Source organism: Pseudomonas sp. TREG-RG-20F-10-E-6-01 (assembly GCF_022662455.1).
GTDB lineage: Bacteria > Pseudomonadota > Gammaproteobacteria > Pseudomonadales > Pseudomonadaceae > Aquipseudomonas.
In genome coordinates this window covers 18,469-35,230 of sequence record NZ_JAKNQP010000019.1, presented here as the reverse complement: position 1 = coordinate 35,230, position 16,762 = coordinate 18,469, and the positions used below count along the sequence as shown (strand labels likewise).

The 16,762-nt window shown below is 62.0% G+C and carries 13 protein-coding genes; all 13 read right to left on the bottom strand.

Translation table 11 applies throughout. The features are described 5' to 3' along the window. Window positions 1–415 precede the first annotated feature (415 nt). Window positions 416–898, bottom strand: a complete 483-nt coding sequence (pgaD, locus tag L8K08_RS28725) for a poly-beta-1,6-N-acetyl-D-glucosamine biosynthesis protein PgaD (protein ID WP_106577326.1) — start codon at window positions 896–898, stop codon at window positions 416–418. 2 nt (window positions 899–900) lie between these two features. After that, window positions 901–2,241: a poly-beta-1,6-N-acetyl-D-glucosamine synthase gene (gene pgaC / locus L8K08_RS28720; RefSeq protein ID WP_124416133.1), complete on the bottom strand. Its 1,341-nt coding sequence runs from the start codon at window positions 2,239–2,241 to the stop codon at window positions 901–903. 2 nt (window positions 2,242–2,243) lie between these two features. Then, window positions 2,244–4,241, bottom strand: coding sequence for a poly-beta-1,6-N-acetyl-D-glucosamine N-deacetylase PgaB (pgaB, locus tag L8K08_RS28715; protein WP_242201717.1), 1,998 nt, complete (start codon window positions 4,239–4,241; stop codon window positions 2,244–2,246). A gap of 12 nt (window positions 4,242–4,253) precedes the next feature. Continuing rightward, window positions 4,254–6,734, bottom strand: a complete 2,481-nt coding sequence (gene pgaA / locus L8K08_RS28710; protein ID WP_242201715.1) for a poly-beta-1,6 N-acetyl-D-glucosamine export porin PgaA — start codon at window positions 6,732–6,734, stop codon at window positions 4,254–4,256. 298 nt (window positions 6,735–7,032) lie between these two features. Further along, window positions 7,033–8,529, bottom strand: a complete 1,497-nt coding sequence (locus L8K08_RS28705; protein WP_145159633.1) for a YdgA family protein — start codon at window positions 8,527–8,529, stop codon at window positions 7,033–7,035. A 148-nt stretch (window positions 8,530–8,677) separates the two neighbouring features. Next, window positions 8,678–9,310, bottom strand: a complete 633-nt coding sequence (locus L8K08_RS28700) for an NADH:ubiquinone oxidoreductase subunit N (RefSeq protein WP_106577321.1) — start codon at window positions 9,308–9,310, stop codon at window positions 8,678–8,680. 81 nt (window positions 9,311–9,391) lie between these two features. Then, complete coding sequence (locus L8K08_RS28695; protein WP_242201713.1) at window positions 9,392–10,840, bottom strand: efflux transporter outer membrane subunit; 1,449 nt, start codon at window positions 10,838–10,840, stop codon at window positions 9,392–9,394. Beyond that, the gene (locus tag L8K08_RS28690) at window positions 10,837–11,745 is read right to left on the bottom strand and encodes an HlyD family secretion protein (RefSeq protein ID WP_242201711.1); all 909 of its coding nucleotides are present in this window, start codon (window positions 11,743–11,745) and stop codon (window positions 10,837–10,839) included. The genes L8K08_RS28695 and L8K08_RS28690 overlap by 4 nt, the downstream gene beginning before the upstream one ends. After that, window positions 11,742–11,951 (bottom strand): DUF1656 domain-containing protein, encoded by a 210-nt coding sequence (locus tag L8K08_RS28685; RefSeq protein WP_016969155.1) that lies wholly within the window; start codon window positions 11,949–11,951, stop codon window positions 11,742–11,744. The genes L8K08_RS28690 and L8K08_RS28685 overlap by 4 nt, the downstream gene beginning before the upstream one ends. Next, window positions 11,948–14,026: an FUSC family protein gene (locus L8K08_RS28680; protein WP_242201710.1), complete on the bottom strand. Its 2,079-nt coding sequence runs from the start codon at window positions 14,024–14,026 to the stop codon at window positions 11,948–11,950. The genes L8K08_RS28685 and L8K08_RS28680 overlap by 4 nt, the downstream gene beginning before the upstream one ends. Next, entirely contained in the window at window positions 14,023–14,442 is a 420-nt protein-coding gene (locus tag L8K08_RS28675) for a MarR family transcriptional regulator (protein ID WP_106577317.1), read from the bottom strand. Before L8K08_RS28675 ends, L8K08_RS28680 begins: the two co-directional genes overlap by 4 nt. Window positions 14,443–14,711: 269 nt before the next feature. Further along, a complete protein-coding gene (locus tag L8K08_RS28670; protein ID WP_145159625.1) occupies window positions 14,712–14,957 on the bottom strand; it encodes a DUF2789 domain-containing protein in 246 nt (81 codons plus the stop codon). A gap of 170 nt (window positions 14,958–15,127) precedes the next feature. Continuing rightward, window positions 15,128–16,741, bottom strand: coding sequence for a glycosyltransferase family 39 protein (locus L8K08_RS28665; protein WP_242201708.1), 1,614 nt, complete (start codon window positions 16,739–16,741; stop codon window positions 15,128–15,130). Window positions 16,742–16,762: the final 21 nt, after the last annotated feature.

Sequence of the window (16,762 nt, the reverse complement as noted above, 5' to 3'; positions counted from 1 at the left end):
ACCTATTGATTAATAACAACAAATAATCATCAAACGGTGAAAGCGCTTGTTGTTGAAACTTTTATTCCGACAAGCGGCCACTGTTTTTGATAACCCTTCGGCAAACAACCCAGCAGATGCCACTACTTAGCCATCAACTAAATACCGAGTTAGGTTAGTACAGGGGAATACAGAAAAGTTCGCGCATGTTTTGTGAATTGGATCCCATTTATCGGATGAGTCTGGGATGGCGCCTCTTGTGGCGAGCGGGCTTGCCCCGCGTTGGGGCGCGAAGCGTCCCCTGGTCAGTGTCGCCGCGTTACGTCAGCAAGATCGTGGCGTCAGGTGTGGGGCTGCTTTGCAGCCCAACGCGGGGCAAGCCCGCTCGCCACACAGACCGCTCGCCACAGAGCTCGGGGTAAAGAGCACGGGGCAATTAGCCTGCGCCTTTGTCTTTTTCCTGCCCTGGCACCAGGGTCAGTCCTGGCCGCTCAACGTCACGCGAAACATGGGCCTTCACATCTTCTACGCCGCCCTCGTCATCGTTGTGAATCACCAGCACGCCCGACTTGCGAAACTGCTCGAGGTGGCCGTCGCCCAAGTTGAAGCTTTCACTCAGGCTTTTATCGCTGAGCGCGTTGGCTTCGGCGCGACGCTGGGCAAACTTGCGCCCGCGACGCTGTTGATAGCGTGCCCAACTGATCAGGATCACCGCATTGAACAAGGCGATCCACAGGTAGATCTGCAAGGTGTTGAGCGCCGCAAAAATCGGCGCCTCAATGCGCGGGCCGCCATGGGTTTCCAGCATTGCGCCGATCCCGCGTGCCAGCAGCCAGACCAGCCCGGCCCAAGCCAGCAGGGTGAGCAGCACGTCGATGATCCACATCACTGTGTTCTGGCGAGTTCTGACCAGTTTCATCGTCACGCCTCCTCTTCGCTAGGTTTAATACCGCGGTCCGGGCTGACCCAGCGCGCGCGCTTCTGGTGCTGGTTGAAGAGCACCTTGGGAAAGCTGACCAATGTGGTCAGCAAACTGACCAGCCAGAACACCATCGGGTACCACACGGTCCAGAACAGGGTTTTCCACAGGTCTTTTTCGTAACGCCGATCAATCAGGATGCTCACCGCAAACTGCAGCAGGCACACCATCGCCAGCACCAGCCCGGTAAACGCCGGCGGCACCAGCGAATCCACGGCAATCGCCTGCGGCAGCACCATGAATTTGCCCAGGCCCCAGAAGATCACCGAGAGCAGGAAAGTGAAGGCCCAACCGGTGGACAAGCAGTACTCGAACAACAGCGGCCACAGGTAGCGATGGCGCCATTGCCAGATGCCACGGATGTTTTTGAACAGCACTTCGGCGCCGCCTTGGGCCCAGCGCAGGCGTTGTTTCCACAGGCCACCGACGGTTTCGGGCATCAGGATCCAGCACAGGGCACGCGGCTCGTAGAAGATGGCCCAGTGATCGAGTTGCAGCTTCCAACTGACATCGATGTCCTCGGTGATCATGTCGGTGCTCCAGTAGTCGATGCGGTCCAGCGCTTTCTTGCGAAACGCCACCACCACACCCGACACCGTGAAGATGCGGCCGAACACCCGCTGGGTGCGCTTGATCAAGCCAATGATCGACGAGAACTCGCCCACCTGCACCCGGCCGATCAAGGTCGAGCGCGTACGGATGCGCGGGTTGCCGGTCACGGCGCCCAGGCGCGGGTTGTCCAGCATCGGCGCGACCATGTAGGCCGCCGCATTTTTATCGAGCAAGGCATCGCCGTCGATGCACACCAGGTACTCACTGCGCGCAGCCACCGCGCCCATGCGCAGGGCCACAGCCTTGCCCTGGTTCTGCGCAAGGTGCAGCACGCGCAGACGTGGGTGTTCCAGCGCCAGTGCATCAAGCACCGCGGCGGTGTTGTCTTTGGAGCCATCGTTGACGGCGATCACTTCGATGTTCGGGTACAGCTGGTCCAGCGCCGCATGAATGGTGTCGGCGGCGTTATCGCCCTCGTTGTAGCAAGGAATGATGATCGAGATCAGCGGGTTGCCGGCCAGGGTCGGCGCCGGCGTGTCTTCCTTCCACGGCCAGTGACGCTCCCAGTGCAGCCAGAAGTACAGCCCGCCGGCGATCCACAAGGCCGACATGAACAGCGGGTAGAAAAACACGAAGTCCATCAGGAACTGCCCGGTGACCAGAAAGATCAGGCCAAGGGGCACACCCAACACCAGCGCCAACACGAATAAAGCCAGGATTCTGTCGAACATGGTCAAGGGTTCCATTGGTTGGACAGGGCCGGACGTACCGTCTTCAGGTCCGGCGAATTTTCCAGGAAGTTGTCCGGGTAGTAGCCAAAACTCCTGACCCCCTGGCGTTTGAGCACACCCATCCATGCAGCCATCTGCGCGCCGTCGATATCGGGCGCGTCTTTGGTGCGCCAGTCTTTGGCTTGCAGTTCAAACACGGTGCGCTGCAAGGCATCGGGACGGGCCTTGACGGTGGCCACGAGTTTTTCCAGCCAGGCGTTGGAGTTCTTCAGCGTCTCGCCTTCCATCAGCGGCATGGCCATCGGCGCGGTCCAGTCGTAGGTCTGGAGGAAGTCATCGAGGTTCTGCGCGAACCACGCTTCGCTCGCCGGGTTGAGCATCGGCTCGGCGAAGATATTGCGCGCCGTCTGCACCTGCGGCCCGCGTATGGCGCGCACTTTTGCGGCCAGTTCCTGGGTAAAGTCGATCAGGTAGCGGCTCTTGAAACGCGTCCAGCGCTGCATCACGGCCGGCTCGGCACGCAGCGCGGCAATGCTGCCCGGCAGGCCGTTGGCGGCGTAAGCCTTGAGCGCTGCGGGGCTGGCGTCTTCGAAATCAGAGAGGACCGCGTCGTCGTGGAACAGCACGCCGTCGATGGCCGTGTTGCGCGCCAGGTCTTCATAGATCTCACCGATCTGCTGGCGCACGGCCGGGTCAAACGGCGACAGGCGCTTGTACTGGTCCGGGTCGAGGCCGACCTGGCCGGTTTTCGGGTCCATTCGCGTGACACGCGGCAACGAAGGGTCGAGCGCAAAGCTCAGCACTGGCATCCACGCGTAGATCGCCACGTGGCCACGGGTACGCAGTTGCCAGGTGACGCGGTTGAACAAGTCGCGGCGCACCGGCAGATGGCGGTTGGGGAAGTACAGCGAATGCACCAGGCCGTCACCCTTGGGGTCGGCGAAGGCTTGCAGGAACACGGTGCTGGCGCCCATGTCGACCACGCGCTGCACCAGCTGGTCGAGGTTGCGTGCCTCTTGGGCCGGGTCCGGGTCGTAGACGTTATCCAGGTCCACGTGCAGCACGCGCATCGAGGTCCGCGCCTGAGTACCGACAATCGCGTTGGCGTAGTGCTCGCCGTCCGGGTCGGAGGCCACCAAAAAGCGTGGGCTGCTTTTGAGGTTGGCGAGGTCGTCGAGGCCGTCGTCCAGGGTCAGGGCCATCTGGTAGCCCTGTTCGCCGACGACCGCCAACGAGGTGCCGTCGGCGGCGCCGTAAGGCCACACCCATACACGCGGCGCCTTGCCGGTGACGGCGCGCAGTTTGTGGGTGATGGCCGTAACGTCGGCGCGCATCCGCGCCTGGAACTGCGCCTCGGTTTCATAGGTGCCAGTGGCGGCGTCATAACGTCGCGTTGCGGCGGCCGGCTCCTGGTTACCTTGTGGGTTGGCCAGGATGCCGGTGTGGCTGGCGTCAGTGTGGGCGGCGATTTCGACCAGGCCCGATTTGAAGATCTCGCGCACCTGCTCCCATGTCAGGAAGTCGGAACGCGCGCGCGGTGTGCCGGCAAAATCCACCGGTTTATTCAGCGGCGTGTCGATCCAATAGCCCACCGGGGCCAGAATTGCCGGCCAGTTATAAGCACGCAAAATCGGTAGCACGCGGGTATAGAAGCTGGAGTAGCCGTCGTCGAAGCTGAGCAGGATGGCTTTGGGCGGCAACTGCGGCCCACCGCTGCGCGCTGCCAGGATTTGATCGACACTGACCGGCCGGTAGCCGTTCTCGCGCAGCCAGGCCAGTTGGTAGACCAACCGTTCGGTGCGCACCGCCACCACCGCCTGATCGGGGTCGCGATCTTCGATGTCGTGGTAGGCAATGCCCAGGAAATGGTTTTTCGGCCACGGCGCTTCACGCGCAGGTATCGGCCGCTCGGCGGGTGGGGTATAGGGCGCAGGTTGCTGGGCGCACGCGCCGGCCAGCAATACACCCAGGACCAATAAACAACGGCTGAGGACAGTCATGTTCAGGCTCTTTTAGAAACGGTAAGTGAGGTCGACGAGCAGGCGCAGATCGCGTTCGCGATCGCCGTCATAGGTGCGGCTGATCAGGCTCAGGTTGGCGCCGGCTTCCAGCACGTCGTTCCAGCGAAAACGTTGGCCGTAGCCGATCAGGCCGACCCCACTGGTGGAATAATCGCGCTGGCTATAGGTACCCGCACCGACCTGGAACTGCTGACTCCACTGGGTCTCATAGCGGTGATAAAGCACGTGATTGACCGTCATGGTGGGCAACACGCTGAAGTCCGATTTCGGGTTGAAATACACCACGTCGTCCTTCGTGTTGCGGCTGGCGCCGACTTCCAGGCCCAGGTCCACTTGCACATGCGGCGAGCTGTAGATGCCCTCGCGGCCGGTGAGCAGCGCTTCGAGGCGGTTGTTGCCGTCGCTGAAATGCGACGGGCTCAGAGACAGCTTCCATTCGCGGCTTTCATTCTCGCGCCAGCGGACAAAGCCACTGCCGCCATTGGCTGTGACATCGGCATTCAATGCGCGCAGCGGCGTGGTCGCCAGGAGGTAACCGAGGCTGCCGCCGTACTGCCAGTTGTCATTGATGTCGCGGGCAATCGACACGCTCGCGCCTTGCTTGGAGCCATAACCGTAGGAGTGGTTGGACACCTCGGCTTCCAGGGTCATGTCGCGGGTGCGCTGCTCGACGCCGACGCGCTGGAAGCGATGCTGGCCGGTGCCTTCGGTAAAGTCTGCGGTGGCGTAGCCGGCGCCGGCGAAGACGCGCCAGTCTTCATCGATGGGCGGGCTGTAAAGCACGCTTTCGATGCCCCAGTCGCGGCTGCCCGCCACTGCGCCCACATCATCATTACCGCCACCGCCGTAGCTTTTACCGGTGTAGGCTTCGACGCGCAGTTCGGCCATGTCGTGTACGTCGCGCAGGCGGCTGAGGCGCTGCACCTGGCGGCTGTCGGGGTTGCGCGCCAGCACGTCATCGGTCAGCGCGTCCATTTGCCGCCATTCCTGCAGGTCCATGGCGGTGTAGGCCTGGGACACTTCCAGGCCGATATCGCGCGGGGCCTGGGTTTCAACTTCCTTGAGCGAGCCTTCGGCGCGCCGCGGCCAATCACGCGCGCGGTACATATCAGCCTGGGCCAGGCGCAGGCCGACGTTGCCAGGGGCTTTCGCCACCAGGGCTTCCAACCCGGTTTCGCTGCCTGGCAGGTCACCGCCGTAAGTGCCGGCCTGGGCCGCCAGTTGCTGCGCGTCCATCCAGCTGTCATTGGGGTTGCCGATGGGCAAGCCCTTGAGTTCAACGCGAGGTTTCTGGTTGGTGGCCAGGTTATTGGCGACTTCGCGCGCTTGCATCACCTTGTCGCTTTCGAGCAAGGCGTAAAACAATGCGGTGCTGTCTTCGACGTGGTCACCCGGATCAGCATCCGGTGCCGTCAGCGCCTGGCGGTACAACGGCTCGGCTTTTTCCGGCTGGCGCTGGTCGAGGTAGGACGCAGCCACCCAGCGCAAGGCGTAGGTCGGCAACTGCACGCGTTCGCCAGTGAGGGTTTCGTACTCGCGGATCACCTCGGCGGTGCGCGCGCGTGCCTTGAGGGCGCCCAGGCGGTCGATGCGCCAGCGCACCACGTCGTCATGGGCGCTCTGGTCAGGGGTCCAGCGGGCGAGCAGTGTGTCGTAGTCGCTGAGGGCGCGATCAGCGACCACATAACGTTCTTTCTCGGTGCGCGTGGCGTACTCGGCCATGCGCACACGTTCGGCGGCGAGGTCGCCTTCCAGGCGGCGCTGGGTCACAACATCGAGCACGCCTGGGTGCTTGGCCGACAGGCGCAGGGCCGGCTCCGGCAAACGGGCCTTTTGCAGGGCGACGATGTATTCGCGCACCACTTCGGGTTTGTCACCCGCGCGGATAAAAGCCTGGTCGAACTCGAACAGGGCGTCGTAATTCAAGCCCGCGCGGGTCAGCGCGTAGCCCAGGGCCATGCGGCGGTTGGGGTCATTGGGTTGCGCCGCCACCAATGCGCGGGTGCGTTGCACCGCTTCGTTGGTTTGGCCCCCGTCGGCCTGGGTCAGGGCCTGGCCCAGTTGCAGGTCGATATTATTCGGTTCACGCAGCAGCGCCTGCTGATAAACCGCCAGGGCCTGAGGCCACTGCTTTTGATTGCGATAGGTACGGGCGACCGTGGCCAGCGCCTGTGTAGTCAAGTTGCGATTCTTGCCTTGCGCCTCGTACACCTTCAGCACTTCGGCGTCTTGCCCGGCCCAGCCGGCAATCACAATGTGATCGCTGATCTGGCCTGGCGTCTGGCGCTCGGCAGGTAATTGGCGCAGTTGGGTAAGGGCCGGCGTGAAGTTGCCGTTTCGCGCCTGAATAATCAACGCGTCGTAGGCCGGATCGGCCAGGGCGAGGCCGGGCATCAGCAATTGACTGCACAAGGCAGCCCCGATGAGCAGTCGCAACCGGCCTGAAGCACTGATGGGTAGGTTTCGCAACATATCGTGAGCTTCCTTACACGCGGAAAGCTGTAACGATAGGTGGTCCTGAGCGGTTTGCATCAGGGTGCCGGCGTCTGATGACCCGGCCTAGCTTTCCTGTAGGAACTATCCCCTATGAATGTAGGAATATGTCCGATTCGGAACAATTGTTCAGAATTGTCCCGTCAACAGAAAAGCCAATGGGGGAGCAGACTTGCCTGGGCTGACCGGTCACCGCCGGCCCGTATGCCGACTGTTTGACCGCTGCCCCAGGCAACCCTGCTCCCCCATTATTTATTTCTTACTGATGTAAGAAATCTTACTGCGCGCCGCTGACCGCGCCGGCTTTGGCCATCACAAACCCGATGAATTGCTCAACTGTCATCTTTTGGCCGTTGAAGGTCACTTCATTGTTGGCGTAATGCAGCTTGGAGACCACATCCGTGCCCACCAGGGTAGCCAACTGGGTGCCGACGGCCATGCCGCTGACCATCTCGGCCGCCATCTGCGATTGCTGCTCGATGGCTTTAGGGTCGGTCACGCCGCCCACTTGCGCTTGCAGTGCAGCAACGTCACCGATCATTGGCTTGGACAGGGTCAGGTTGGCATCCAGCAGCGCGATGACCTGCTTGCCCAGTTCAACCGGCGGCAGCTCCATGGAAGCCGGCTTGGTCAGGTCGACCACCAGGTTGAATTTGCTTTCGCCGTGGGTGGTTTTCAGCGACAGGTTTTCCACCGCCACCTGCGGCTTGGCAGCCAGCACCTGATTGACGTTGGCCTCGGCCAGGGTCTGCTCGGCTTCGGTCAGTTGCAGCTCAGGCACAGGCTGACCAGCAGCGGCGGCGGCTTGCACCGGCTGCATCTTGTCTTGATAAAGCTTGGTCAGTACCAGCATGGCCGGGATGTCGACGTTTTTCATGCTCAGGGCCATGGCGGCCGAACCGACAGGCTTGCCCTGGTAACCGATCTCGTCAATTTTGTAATCGACGCGGCCAGCCAGGTTGTTGTCCTTGGTCTCGCTGGTGTCTTTCTGCTCGAAGCCCTTGAGGGTCAGCACGGCTTTCTGCGGGCCGTAGGTCACTTTGGTGTCGGTCAGCTCAACGGTGTTTTGCCCGGTGTAGAAACCAAACGTGGTTTTTTCCAGGTTGCTGGCCACGGTCAGGCCGGACAGCTCGGCTTCAAAAGGCGCGCCGTTGGCATCGATCACCGCGACCTTGAGGCTGTTCATATAACCTTCAGCCTTGACCTTCTGGCCTTCGGCGGTGCCGTCGAAGTCCAGGTTGGCGCCGGAGAAGCTCACCGAGGACTTGTCGTCCTTGAGCTCCAGAGGCAGCAGTTCGACGTTGCCATCGACCGAACGGTTGTAGCCGATATTGGCCACGCCTCTGAGCGGCGACACGTCTTTGCTGGCGGCGAACCATTTTTCGGTGGTGGCGTTCTTCTCCAGCTCATAGTGACTGGTGGCCATAACCGGCAGCCACTTCAGCGAAACCAGGCGCGAGAACGGCAGCGGGCCGTGTTCGATGTGGTCGACAAACAGCAGCTCAGGGTTCGGGTTTTCTTCGCCGAATACGCTGCCTTGACCCTTGAGGCGGTAGTGAGCGGTGCTGCTGAACAGGCCACGGTCCAGGGACACCAGCTCCAGGTTCACGCTGCCGTCGACGCCGGCCATGGAGGTCTGCAGTTCCTTGTTGGCGTTCTGGATCGCGGTCTGCAGCACCGGTTCCAGTTGCTTACCGGTGTACCAGGCGCCGCCTGCACTGACGACGCCGACGGCGACAACGAAACCCAAAAGAACGACTGCTGGCTTATTCATGAAGTGACCTGATCAAATCCTGTGAGAAGTGGGCTGTCTTCCTTGAACCCCAAGAGGGGTTGGCTCAAACCCGCCGAAAACGGGGGAAGATTAGCACTGGCGGCCGCGAACGGCCCAACTTTTCAGAGGGGTCAGGTCAACCGTTGGTTCACGAGTACTCCAATTCAATCTCATCGAGTTGATGATCAAAACTCTTCAAACGTGCGGTCCAGGTGTACACCAACACCTCGAATTCGCGGTGTATGACGGCGTTTCCCGGGGTGTCGACCTTGGGGTTGCAGAAGTCCAGCTGGTAGCGCTCGCGTGCCATGGCGTTGGCCACGTCGGACAATTCCCGTGCGTTATTCAGCCAATGCCTACCGTCGGCTACCTGCTGGTCGAGCAGCACGCACTGTTTTTTCAGGGCTTCGAGGCTTTTTTCCAGCGGGGTGCCGGTGAGTTCGCCCATGACTTCCTGGAAGGTCCGCCCGGGCTGCCAGTAGCTGCCCCAGAAATAGCGGTCGAACACGGTTTCGACGCGGCGCAAGGCGACTTTGGTGTCCCAGATCGCCACGCGGGTCTTGCCTTGTTCGAGCAGTTTTTTCTTCACCCGTTGATTTTGATACGACGCCCACGCCACCACGCCAATGGACAACGTGCCAATCACCAGGCACGCGCTGTCGAGAAACACCATGGCCTTGTCGATTTGATGGGCAAGCATGACGCCGTAGAAATAGGCAGCCGATAACAACACCAGTGCGAAGCACACGCACCAGAAAGCGGGAGCATAAGGGTTTTTCATTATTGGAATCCCCATGAGCAAACGCGAGCAGTGTCAGGTGAGCCGCCACGGCGACTCACCTGACAAAGCATAGCTTTTAGCTCAGGGTTTGCTGGCCTGAGACGCTTGCGTTCGTCCGCTTTCCCAACCACCGCCCAATGCCAGGAACAGATCGATCTGGCTCATGGCAACCTGGGTGTTCGCCGCCGCCAGCTGCGCGCGCACATCGGTGTAGGTGCGCGTGGCTTGCAGGTCAGCCAGGAACGAGGCGCGCCCGGCCTGGAAGAAGCGGTGGGTCTGCTCCGACGCTTCTTTGGCAGACTGGCCGGCATCGGCCAGCGCGTCGCGGCGTTGCAACTGCGCGGTGTATTGCGCAAGGCCGGTCTGGGTTTCGCGGATGGCATTGAGCACCACGCCGTCGAAGTGCGCCAGGGCGCCCTGGGTCGCGGCTTCGGCTTCATGAATGCGCGCACGCGCGCCGTTGGTCGGCACCGACCAACTGATCAACGGGCCAAAGCCCCAGCGATTGGTGGCCGGCGTGCCCAAGTCATCGAGCAGCCCCACTGTGCCCACGGTGGCGCCGATACTGATGTCCGGGTACAACGCGCCGGTGGCCACGCCGATACGCGCGGTGGCGGCGGCCAGTTGGCGCTCGGCCTGGCGCACATCGGGACGACGTTTGAGCAGGGTCGCGCCGTCGCCCACCGGCAGCAACTGGGCGATGTGCGGCAGCTCGGCGCAAGTGCCGGTGCCCGCTGGCAGTTGGTCTACCGGCTTGGCCAGCAGCATCGACAACCGGAACAAGCCCGCCTGGCGCAATGCTTCGTAGCGCGGCATGTCGGCGCGCAACGACTTGTATTGGGTTTGCGAACGCGTCACCTGGGTTTCATCACCACGCCCGGCGTCACGCAGGCGCTGGGTCAGTTTGGTGCTCTGGGCCTGCAGGTCGAGGGACTCGTTGGCGATCGCCAGTTCTTCGTTGGCCGCGCACACCTGGGTGTAGGAGCGCACCACATCCGCTACCAGCGTGATGCGCGCGATGTCAGCGGCGGCCTGGGCGGCGTCGGTGGTGGCCTGGGCGCTTTCGATGCCGCGCTGCAGGGTGCCGAACAGGTCGAACTGGTAAGAGGTGCTGATGCTGGCGCTGCCGATGTTGCCGACCGGGACTTTCTCGGTCAGCAAAAACGCTTCACCTGATTCCTGCAAGCGTTGGGCCTCAGCCTTGGCGCCGGCACTCCAGCCGCCTGCCGATTCAGCCTCCTGGGTCTGGAAACGCGCGCGTTGCAGGTTGGCGGCGGCCACTCGCAAGTCAGTGTTGGAGGCCATGGCCTGACGCACCAGCTCGTCCAGGCGCGGGTCTTTGTAGAGCTTCCACCAGTCCGCCGGCACCGGCGCCGACACCACGTTGTGGCCCTCGCCCGCGATCTGCCCTTGCAGGTCGCCACGGTTGATAGCGGCCTTGTCCGGCAACTTGTAATCCGGGCCTACCACCTGGCAGGCCGACAGCAGCAAACCCAAGCCAGCCATGGCCAGCAACGCCGCCGGTTTCATGGTTTTTCTCCCTGCTGCGCGTGTTCTTTGGCGGCGGTCTTGTCATCGATGATCGACACCGTGGCTGTGCGCCCGGCGATCATGCGGAAGTCCGCCGGCACATCATCAAAGGCAATGCGCACCGGAATCCGCTGGGCCAGGCGCACCCAGCTGAACGCCGGGTTGACGTTGGGCAGCAGGTTGGAGCCACTGGTGCGGTCACGGTCTTCGATACCGGCAACAATGCTTTGCACATGGCCACGCAAGCGCGCGTTGTCGCCGATCACACGAATATCCACGGCCATGCCGACGTGAATGCCGTCGAGCTTGGTCTCTTCAAAGTAACCGTCGATGTGGAAGGAGTTGCTGTCGACCACCGACAGCACCGGGCGCCCGGCGGTGACGAACTCCTGGTTGCGCGGCGCACGGTCGTTGACGTAGCCGTCCACGGGGCTGCGGATCACCGAGCGGTCAAGGTTGAGCTGGGCGGCGTCCACCGTCACCTGCGCCTCGGCCAGGGCCGATTGGGCGCGGGCCACGCGGGACTGGCTTTCTTCCAGCTGCTCACTGGGCACCAGGTTGCCCAGGCCGCGGTTACGCTTGTACTCGCGATTGGCCTGGGCCAGGGTTTCCTGGCGGTCGGCCACGGCGGCCTGGGCCTGGCGCAGGGCCAGCTTGAAGCGGTCCTGGTCCACGGCAAACAGCACCTGGCCCTTGGTCACCAACTGGTTGTCGCGCACGTCGACTTGCTGGATCAACCCGGACACGTCCGGAGCGATCTGCACGATGTCGGCACGGATATGCCCGTCACGGGTCCAGGGCGCAAACATGTAGTACATGACCATGCGCCACACAACGACGACAGCGAAGGTCACTACCAATAACGTCAGGACAACACGGCCGATGGTCAAAAAAGGTTTTTTCATGTCATCAGATATCGACTGAGTGAGTCCACCGCGCCCAGCAACAGCGCGTAGAGCCCCACATTGAACAATGCCCGGTGCCAGACCAGGCGATAGAAGTGAATGCGCGTCAACAACCCGTGCACCACCAGAAACAACACGTACGTAATACCCATCAGCACCAGCAGCGTAGGCAGGAACACCCCGCTGATATCCAGATCACCGATCATAAAGGCGCTCCATCAGGCAGCGGCGCTTCCATTTCAGTGCCGCCAATAAATTCCACGCCGGGCAGCAACGACAGGCGCAAGCCGGCCAGTGCGTGCAGCAGATGCAGGCGGGTGTCGTCTTCGTCTTGCAGGCCTTGCCCGTTGAGGGCGCGGCGCGTGCGGTCCAGGGTCATCAGCAGACCGCTCGGCGCGGGCAAGCGTTCACCCGCCTTCAGGCAGGCCTTGAAGTAACCGCCCACGCCTTCCACCACCTGGTTGAGCAGTACCCGTGGCACACCGTAGATACGCGGCGAGTAGGCCAGCAGGTCGAGCAGGTTCAGCGCCACACGCAAATCGCGCAGGGCGATGCCGGTGTCCTGGCCGGTGAGGGCCAGGCGCGGCAGGTGCTGCATCAGGCGGTCGAGCATTTGCGCAGCCATGTGCCGGTGTTCGGCGAGGGTCGCAGGTTCGGTCAGGGTGACGATGTCGCGCCAACTGAAACGGGTCAGGCGCTTGGCCGCCAGTTCGGCGCCGAACGGCCGTGCAATCAACGTCCACACAAAGGCGAACAACAAGCCCACGGGACCGGCCAGGTTAACGTTGGCGAAGTTCAGGAAGTCCGCGTCATAGGCGCCCTGGATGCTGATGAACGAGGAGGTATTGACCAGCGTCAGCAGCATGCCGAGGTAAAAACGCGGCTGCACGGTGAGCGTGCCGATGCAGATAAACGGCACGGCAAACGCCAGCACCAGCATCGGAAAATCATGCAGGTTAGGCAGCACCAGAAACAGATAAAGGCTGGCGAACAGCACCGACATCGCGGTCCAGAAAAAGAACCGGTAGATCTGCGGCGCCGGGTCGTCCATCGAGGCAAAAAAACTGCAGGCCACGGCCGCCAGGATCACCGCGCTGCCGCCGTCGGTCCAGCCCAGCAGAATCCACAGCACCGAGGCGACGATGATCGCGGTAACGGTGGAAAACGCCGAATAGAACATCAAGCCACGGTCGAGAAATGGCGTCAGCCGGCCCAAGCGCCAATGACGGTACACCGCGCGCCAGGTGTCCTGGCTCTCGCACTGGATGGCGGCCTGCAGGCTGCGACAGTCTTGCCACAGGTCGATCCACTCGCCGAGGCGATACAGGGCGTTGGAGAACAATAGTGTGTGCCGGTCGTCCAGCGCTTCGCCTTGGGGTTGCAGGGCATCGACCTGATCGCGCAGCACGCGCCAGCTTTCCAGTGGGGCGGTTTCAACGGTGCTTTCCAGCCACTGCCGGCTTGCCTCCAGCACCGGCGTGAGCCGGTCGAGAAACTCCGGCGCGCGGTGTTCGACGGCGTAGAGGGCGTCGTCGAGCGCATCCACTACGGGCAGCAAGTGAATCATGCGCCCGCGCAGTTCCTTGGTGTTACGGACGGTCTGCGGCCGCGCGCCTTCGTGGGGCAGCTGGCCGATCATCAATTCCAGGGTGTTGAAGGTGGCGACCATGCCGCCGCGCAAGGTGCTGACCTCTTCCGGCTGCACGTTGCGCGTCAAAAAACGCAGGCTGTAGACCTGGGCATCGGCAAACCATTTGGTCACCGAGCCATCGAACACCGGCATCAGGCGCCGCGGCCAGAACATCGCGCCGACGACCGCCGCCACGGCGATGCCAAGAAAGATCTCCTCGGTACGCGCCTCGGCCACATCCCACACTGCCAGCGGGTTATCCACCACCGGCAAGGCGATCAGCGGCAAGGTGTAGCCGGCCAGCATCAGCGCGTAGTTATTCGCGGTGCGCAGGTGCATGGACAGGAACAGCAAAATGCCCGTCCACAATGCAATCACCACCACCAACACGTACGGCGCCTGCACAAACATCGGCACAAACACCACCGCCGCCGCTGCACCCATGAAGGTGCCGATGGCGCGGTACAGCGCCTTGGAACTGGTAGGACCGACAAACGGGCTGGAGACGATATACACCGTGGCCATCGCCCAGTACGGACGTGGCATTTGCATGAGCATGGCGATGTACAGCGCGATCATTGACGCTGCGAACGTCCGTACCCCGTAGAACCAATCGCGGGCTGGCGGAAAACCGGTAAAAAATCCGTTCAAGGCGCTGCAACCCCAGCCGCTTCGAACGCCCGCAGCACGCGCAGGGCGGCTTCAAGGTCGCTGTGGGCAATGTCCGCCAGCACTTCCTGACGCAGGCGCACCAGCTGCACTTCCACCGCTTGCACCAGTTCGCGGCCGCGCTCGGTGAGGCTCAAGGCCTTGGCGCGGCGGTCGTGGACGTCTTCGGTCCGGCACACGTAGCCGCCGGCGCACAACTGATCAAGCAGGCGCACCAACGACGGGCTTTCCATGCCGGAGGCCTGGGCGACTTTGACTTGGTGCACACCGTCGCCCAAGCGGCCGATCATCAACAACGGCACGGCGCAGGCTTCGGAAATACCGTAGCTCACCAGCGTGGTCTGGCAGATTTTGCGCCAATTGCGGGCGCCCACCACCATGCTGCTGCTGAGGTTCATCTGAAGTTGTTCGAGGGTATGAGGCACTGGATTGTTCGCATACAGTTAGTTTGCTAACTATCAATATGGTGGATGCGTCCAAAGCAGTCAAGTTTTGAAACAAATTTGTGATCGGTGGCGCGGGGCGCTGTGGGTAAGTAAAGCGGGTTTGAGTGGGCGTGCTGGTTTTTCCACTTTGGCTCCCACATTGGGTCAGCGTTGGCCTCGCACCTGACGGTTATCGGTACAAGCCGTCGGCAAAATCCCAAACACCAGGGAGGCCACTATTTTTACCCCTCACGCCCCGTCCGCAACAACACACTCAGCTGGTCCACCACTTCCGCCCAATCCGCATCCTCCAAAATCTCTTCGCGCAAAAACGCTCGCTGACTGGCCGTCCAGAAAAACGCATCGGCCAGATGCAGCTCAGGTTTGAGCGGTGAATGTACCGTCACAAACTGCTCGATACTCACCGGGTCATCCGGCAGCCCCAGCTGTTTGAACAGTGAGGGCAAGCTGTGCACAGGCGATTCCATGGTGGGTTCCTACAAAGACCATTCCTGTGAGTCTAGTCCAGGCGCCAGCCAGGCCAACAACCACGTGACGCACTGCTGTGCCATCAACGAAATCGTAAACCGGCTTAGTGTTTTCGAAGCGATTGGCCCGGAACAGGCGTTCCGGGCATGTACTTAATGCCGATGCTTGATTAACGGCAACCCTCGGGTTGCGAGGGCTCTGGCCCGCGGCACAGCACAAACAAGCGCGCCCGCGCTCCGCCGCCGACTTGCTGCAGAAGCTGGCGCCAATCGGCGGGAATCGGGGCGAACTCGTCCGGCATATCCGTGCTGCTGATCAGCCACACGCGGTGCGTATCGGCCGGCAATGCCGACAAACGGTCCAGGTAAATACGCCCGCCGTCCTGATCCACCAACGTGCCGAAACCGTAGGCGTTCGGCCGGGTCGGCGTGCCGTCGGGTTTGGGGGGCGTGTAGAGCTGCAATTGGGCGTCGGTCTCGTCGTAATACACGTAGGGCAAGTACCACAGCATATCGCTGAGGACGATGCGGTCGTCTTCCTGATAGTTGCGGTTAACGAACTCCACCGGCACGTTGAATTGATCATGCACATCCACGGTGGCGTTGTTCTTCAACCCCAGCAGTTCCACACCCACGAACAACACGAACAACGCCGCGCCCAACCATGCAAGGCGCTTGGGCAGGCGGTCGATGGCCAAGGCCATCAGGATCGGCAAGCCGAGTGCGTAGACCGTGAGGTAGCGCTCGATAAATACCGGGGAGATGAAAGAGACGCCGTACACCAGCAACAGCGGCAGCAGGAAAAACAGCGCCAGCAGGCATGCCGGGCGATAGCGCTCACGATCACGCCAGGCCGCGATGCCCACGACGGCGATCAACAGCAGCGGGAACAGCCAGAACAGCGGCGGCCAGAAACCGATGCCTTCATCCTGAAGCATGAACTGCCAGACCATCGACGGCACGGAAATCAGCGAAACCGGATCTTCCCAGCCAATGTCACCGCCAACCTTGAGCTGCTCAATGTGCTGGGTGAGGTCCAGCAGGTTCGGCAGCCACGGCAGGTACAACGCCACAATGAGCGCATTGGCGCACCACCACGACGGGCGAATGATCAAGCGTTGGCCGGGTGCCTGTGAGCGGCACAACACGCCCAGATAAGCCCAATGCACCAGCACACACAGCGCGGTGAAATAGTGGGTGTAGAACCCGGCCGCCATCAGCACTACATAGACGGCCAGGTAACGCGTGCGCTCGGGCTGGCGCACCCAGTACACCAGCGCCAGCGTGGCGCCCAGCAACCATACAGCCAGCAGTGAGTACATGCGCACTTCCTGGCTGTAACGCACCGCCGTCGGAAACAACGCCAGCAGCACGCCCGCCAGCACTGCCGTCCGACGCGTGGACAGTTGTCGCGTGAGCCAGATGCCCAGCCCCACCGCCGCGATCCCGGGTAGGGCACTCATGCCGCGAATCGACCAGATGCCATCGCCAAACAGCTCGATCCAACCGCGCAGCATGAAGAAGTACAGCGGCGGGTGCACATCATGGGCGGCGTGAAACCACAGGTCCTCCATGGCGTATTCGCTGAGCAGCAGGCTCGACGCTTCGTCGCCCCAGATCGCCGAAGCGGTCAGGCCATAGAAACGCACGGCCATGGCCAGCGCCAGAATCGGCACCCACCATAATCGGCTGAGCCAACCGGCACCCTCCCAGGCGCCTGTGAGGCGATTGACTGCGGGAAACGTCCCAATTTTGTCGTCTTGCTCTACCACAGACCGTCGCACCTCAATTCCCCTGACACTGCC

What these genes read in the sequence shown, in the direction of transcription:
- pgaD (WP_106577326.1), bottom strand. Translation starts at nt 898, where the DNA reads ATGAAACTGGTCAGAACTCGCCAGAACACAGTGATGTGGATCATCGAC.
- pgaC (WP_124416133.1), bottom strand. Translation starts at nt 2,241, where the DNA reads ATGTTCGACAGAATCCTGGCTTTATTCGTGTTGGCGCTGGTGTTGGGT.
- pgaB (WP_242201717.1), bottom strand. Translation starts at nt 4,241, where the DNA reads ATGACTGTCCTCAGCCGTTGTTTATTGGTCCTGGGTGTATTGCTGGCC.
- pgaA (WP_242201715.1), bottom strand. Translation starts at nt 6,734, where the DNA reads ATGTTGCGAAACCTACCCATCAGTGCTTCAGGCCGGTTGCGACTGCTC.
- L8K08_RS28705 (WP_145159633.1), bottom strand. Translation starts at nt 8,529, where the DNA reads ATGAATAAGCCAGCAGTCGTTCTTTTGGGTTTCGTTGTCGCCGTCGGC.
- L8K08_RS28700 (WP_106577321.1), bottom strand. Translation starts at nt 9,310, where the DNA reads ATGAAAAACCCTTATGCTCCCGCTTTCTGGTGCGTGTGCTTCGCACTG.
- L8K08_RS28695 (WP_242201713.1), bottom strand. Translation starts at nt 10,840, where the DNA reads ATGAAACCGGCGGCGTTGCTGGCCATGGCTGGCTTGGGTTTGCTGCTG.
- L8K08_RS28690 (WP_242201711.1), bottom strand. Translation starts at nt 11,745, where the DNA reads ATGAAAAAACCTTTTTTGACCATCGGCCGTGTTGTCCTGACGTTATTG.
- L8K08_RS28685 (WP_016969155.1), bottom strand. Translation starts at nt 11,951, where the DNA reads ATGATCGGTGATCTGGATATCAGCGGGGTGTTCCTGCCTACGCTGCTG.
- L8K08_RS28675 (WP_106577317.1), bottom strand. Translation starts at nt 14,442, where the DNA reads ATGAACCTCAGCAGCAGCATGGTGGTGGGCGCCCGCAATTGGCGCAAA.
- L8K08_RS28670 (WP_145159625.1), bottom strand. Translation starts at nt 14,957, where the DNA reads ATGGAATCGCCTGTGCACAGCTTGCCCTCACTGTTCAAACAGCTGGGG.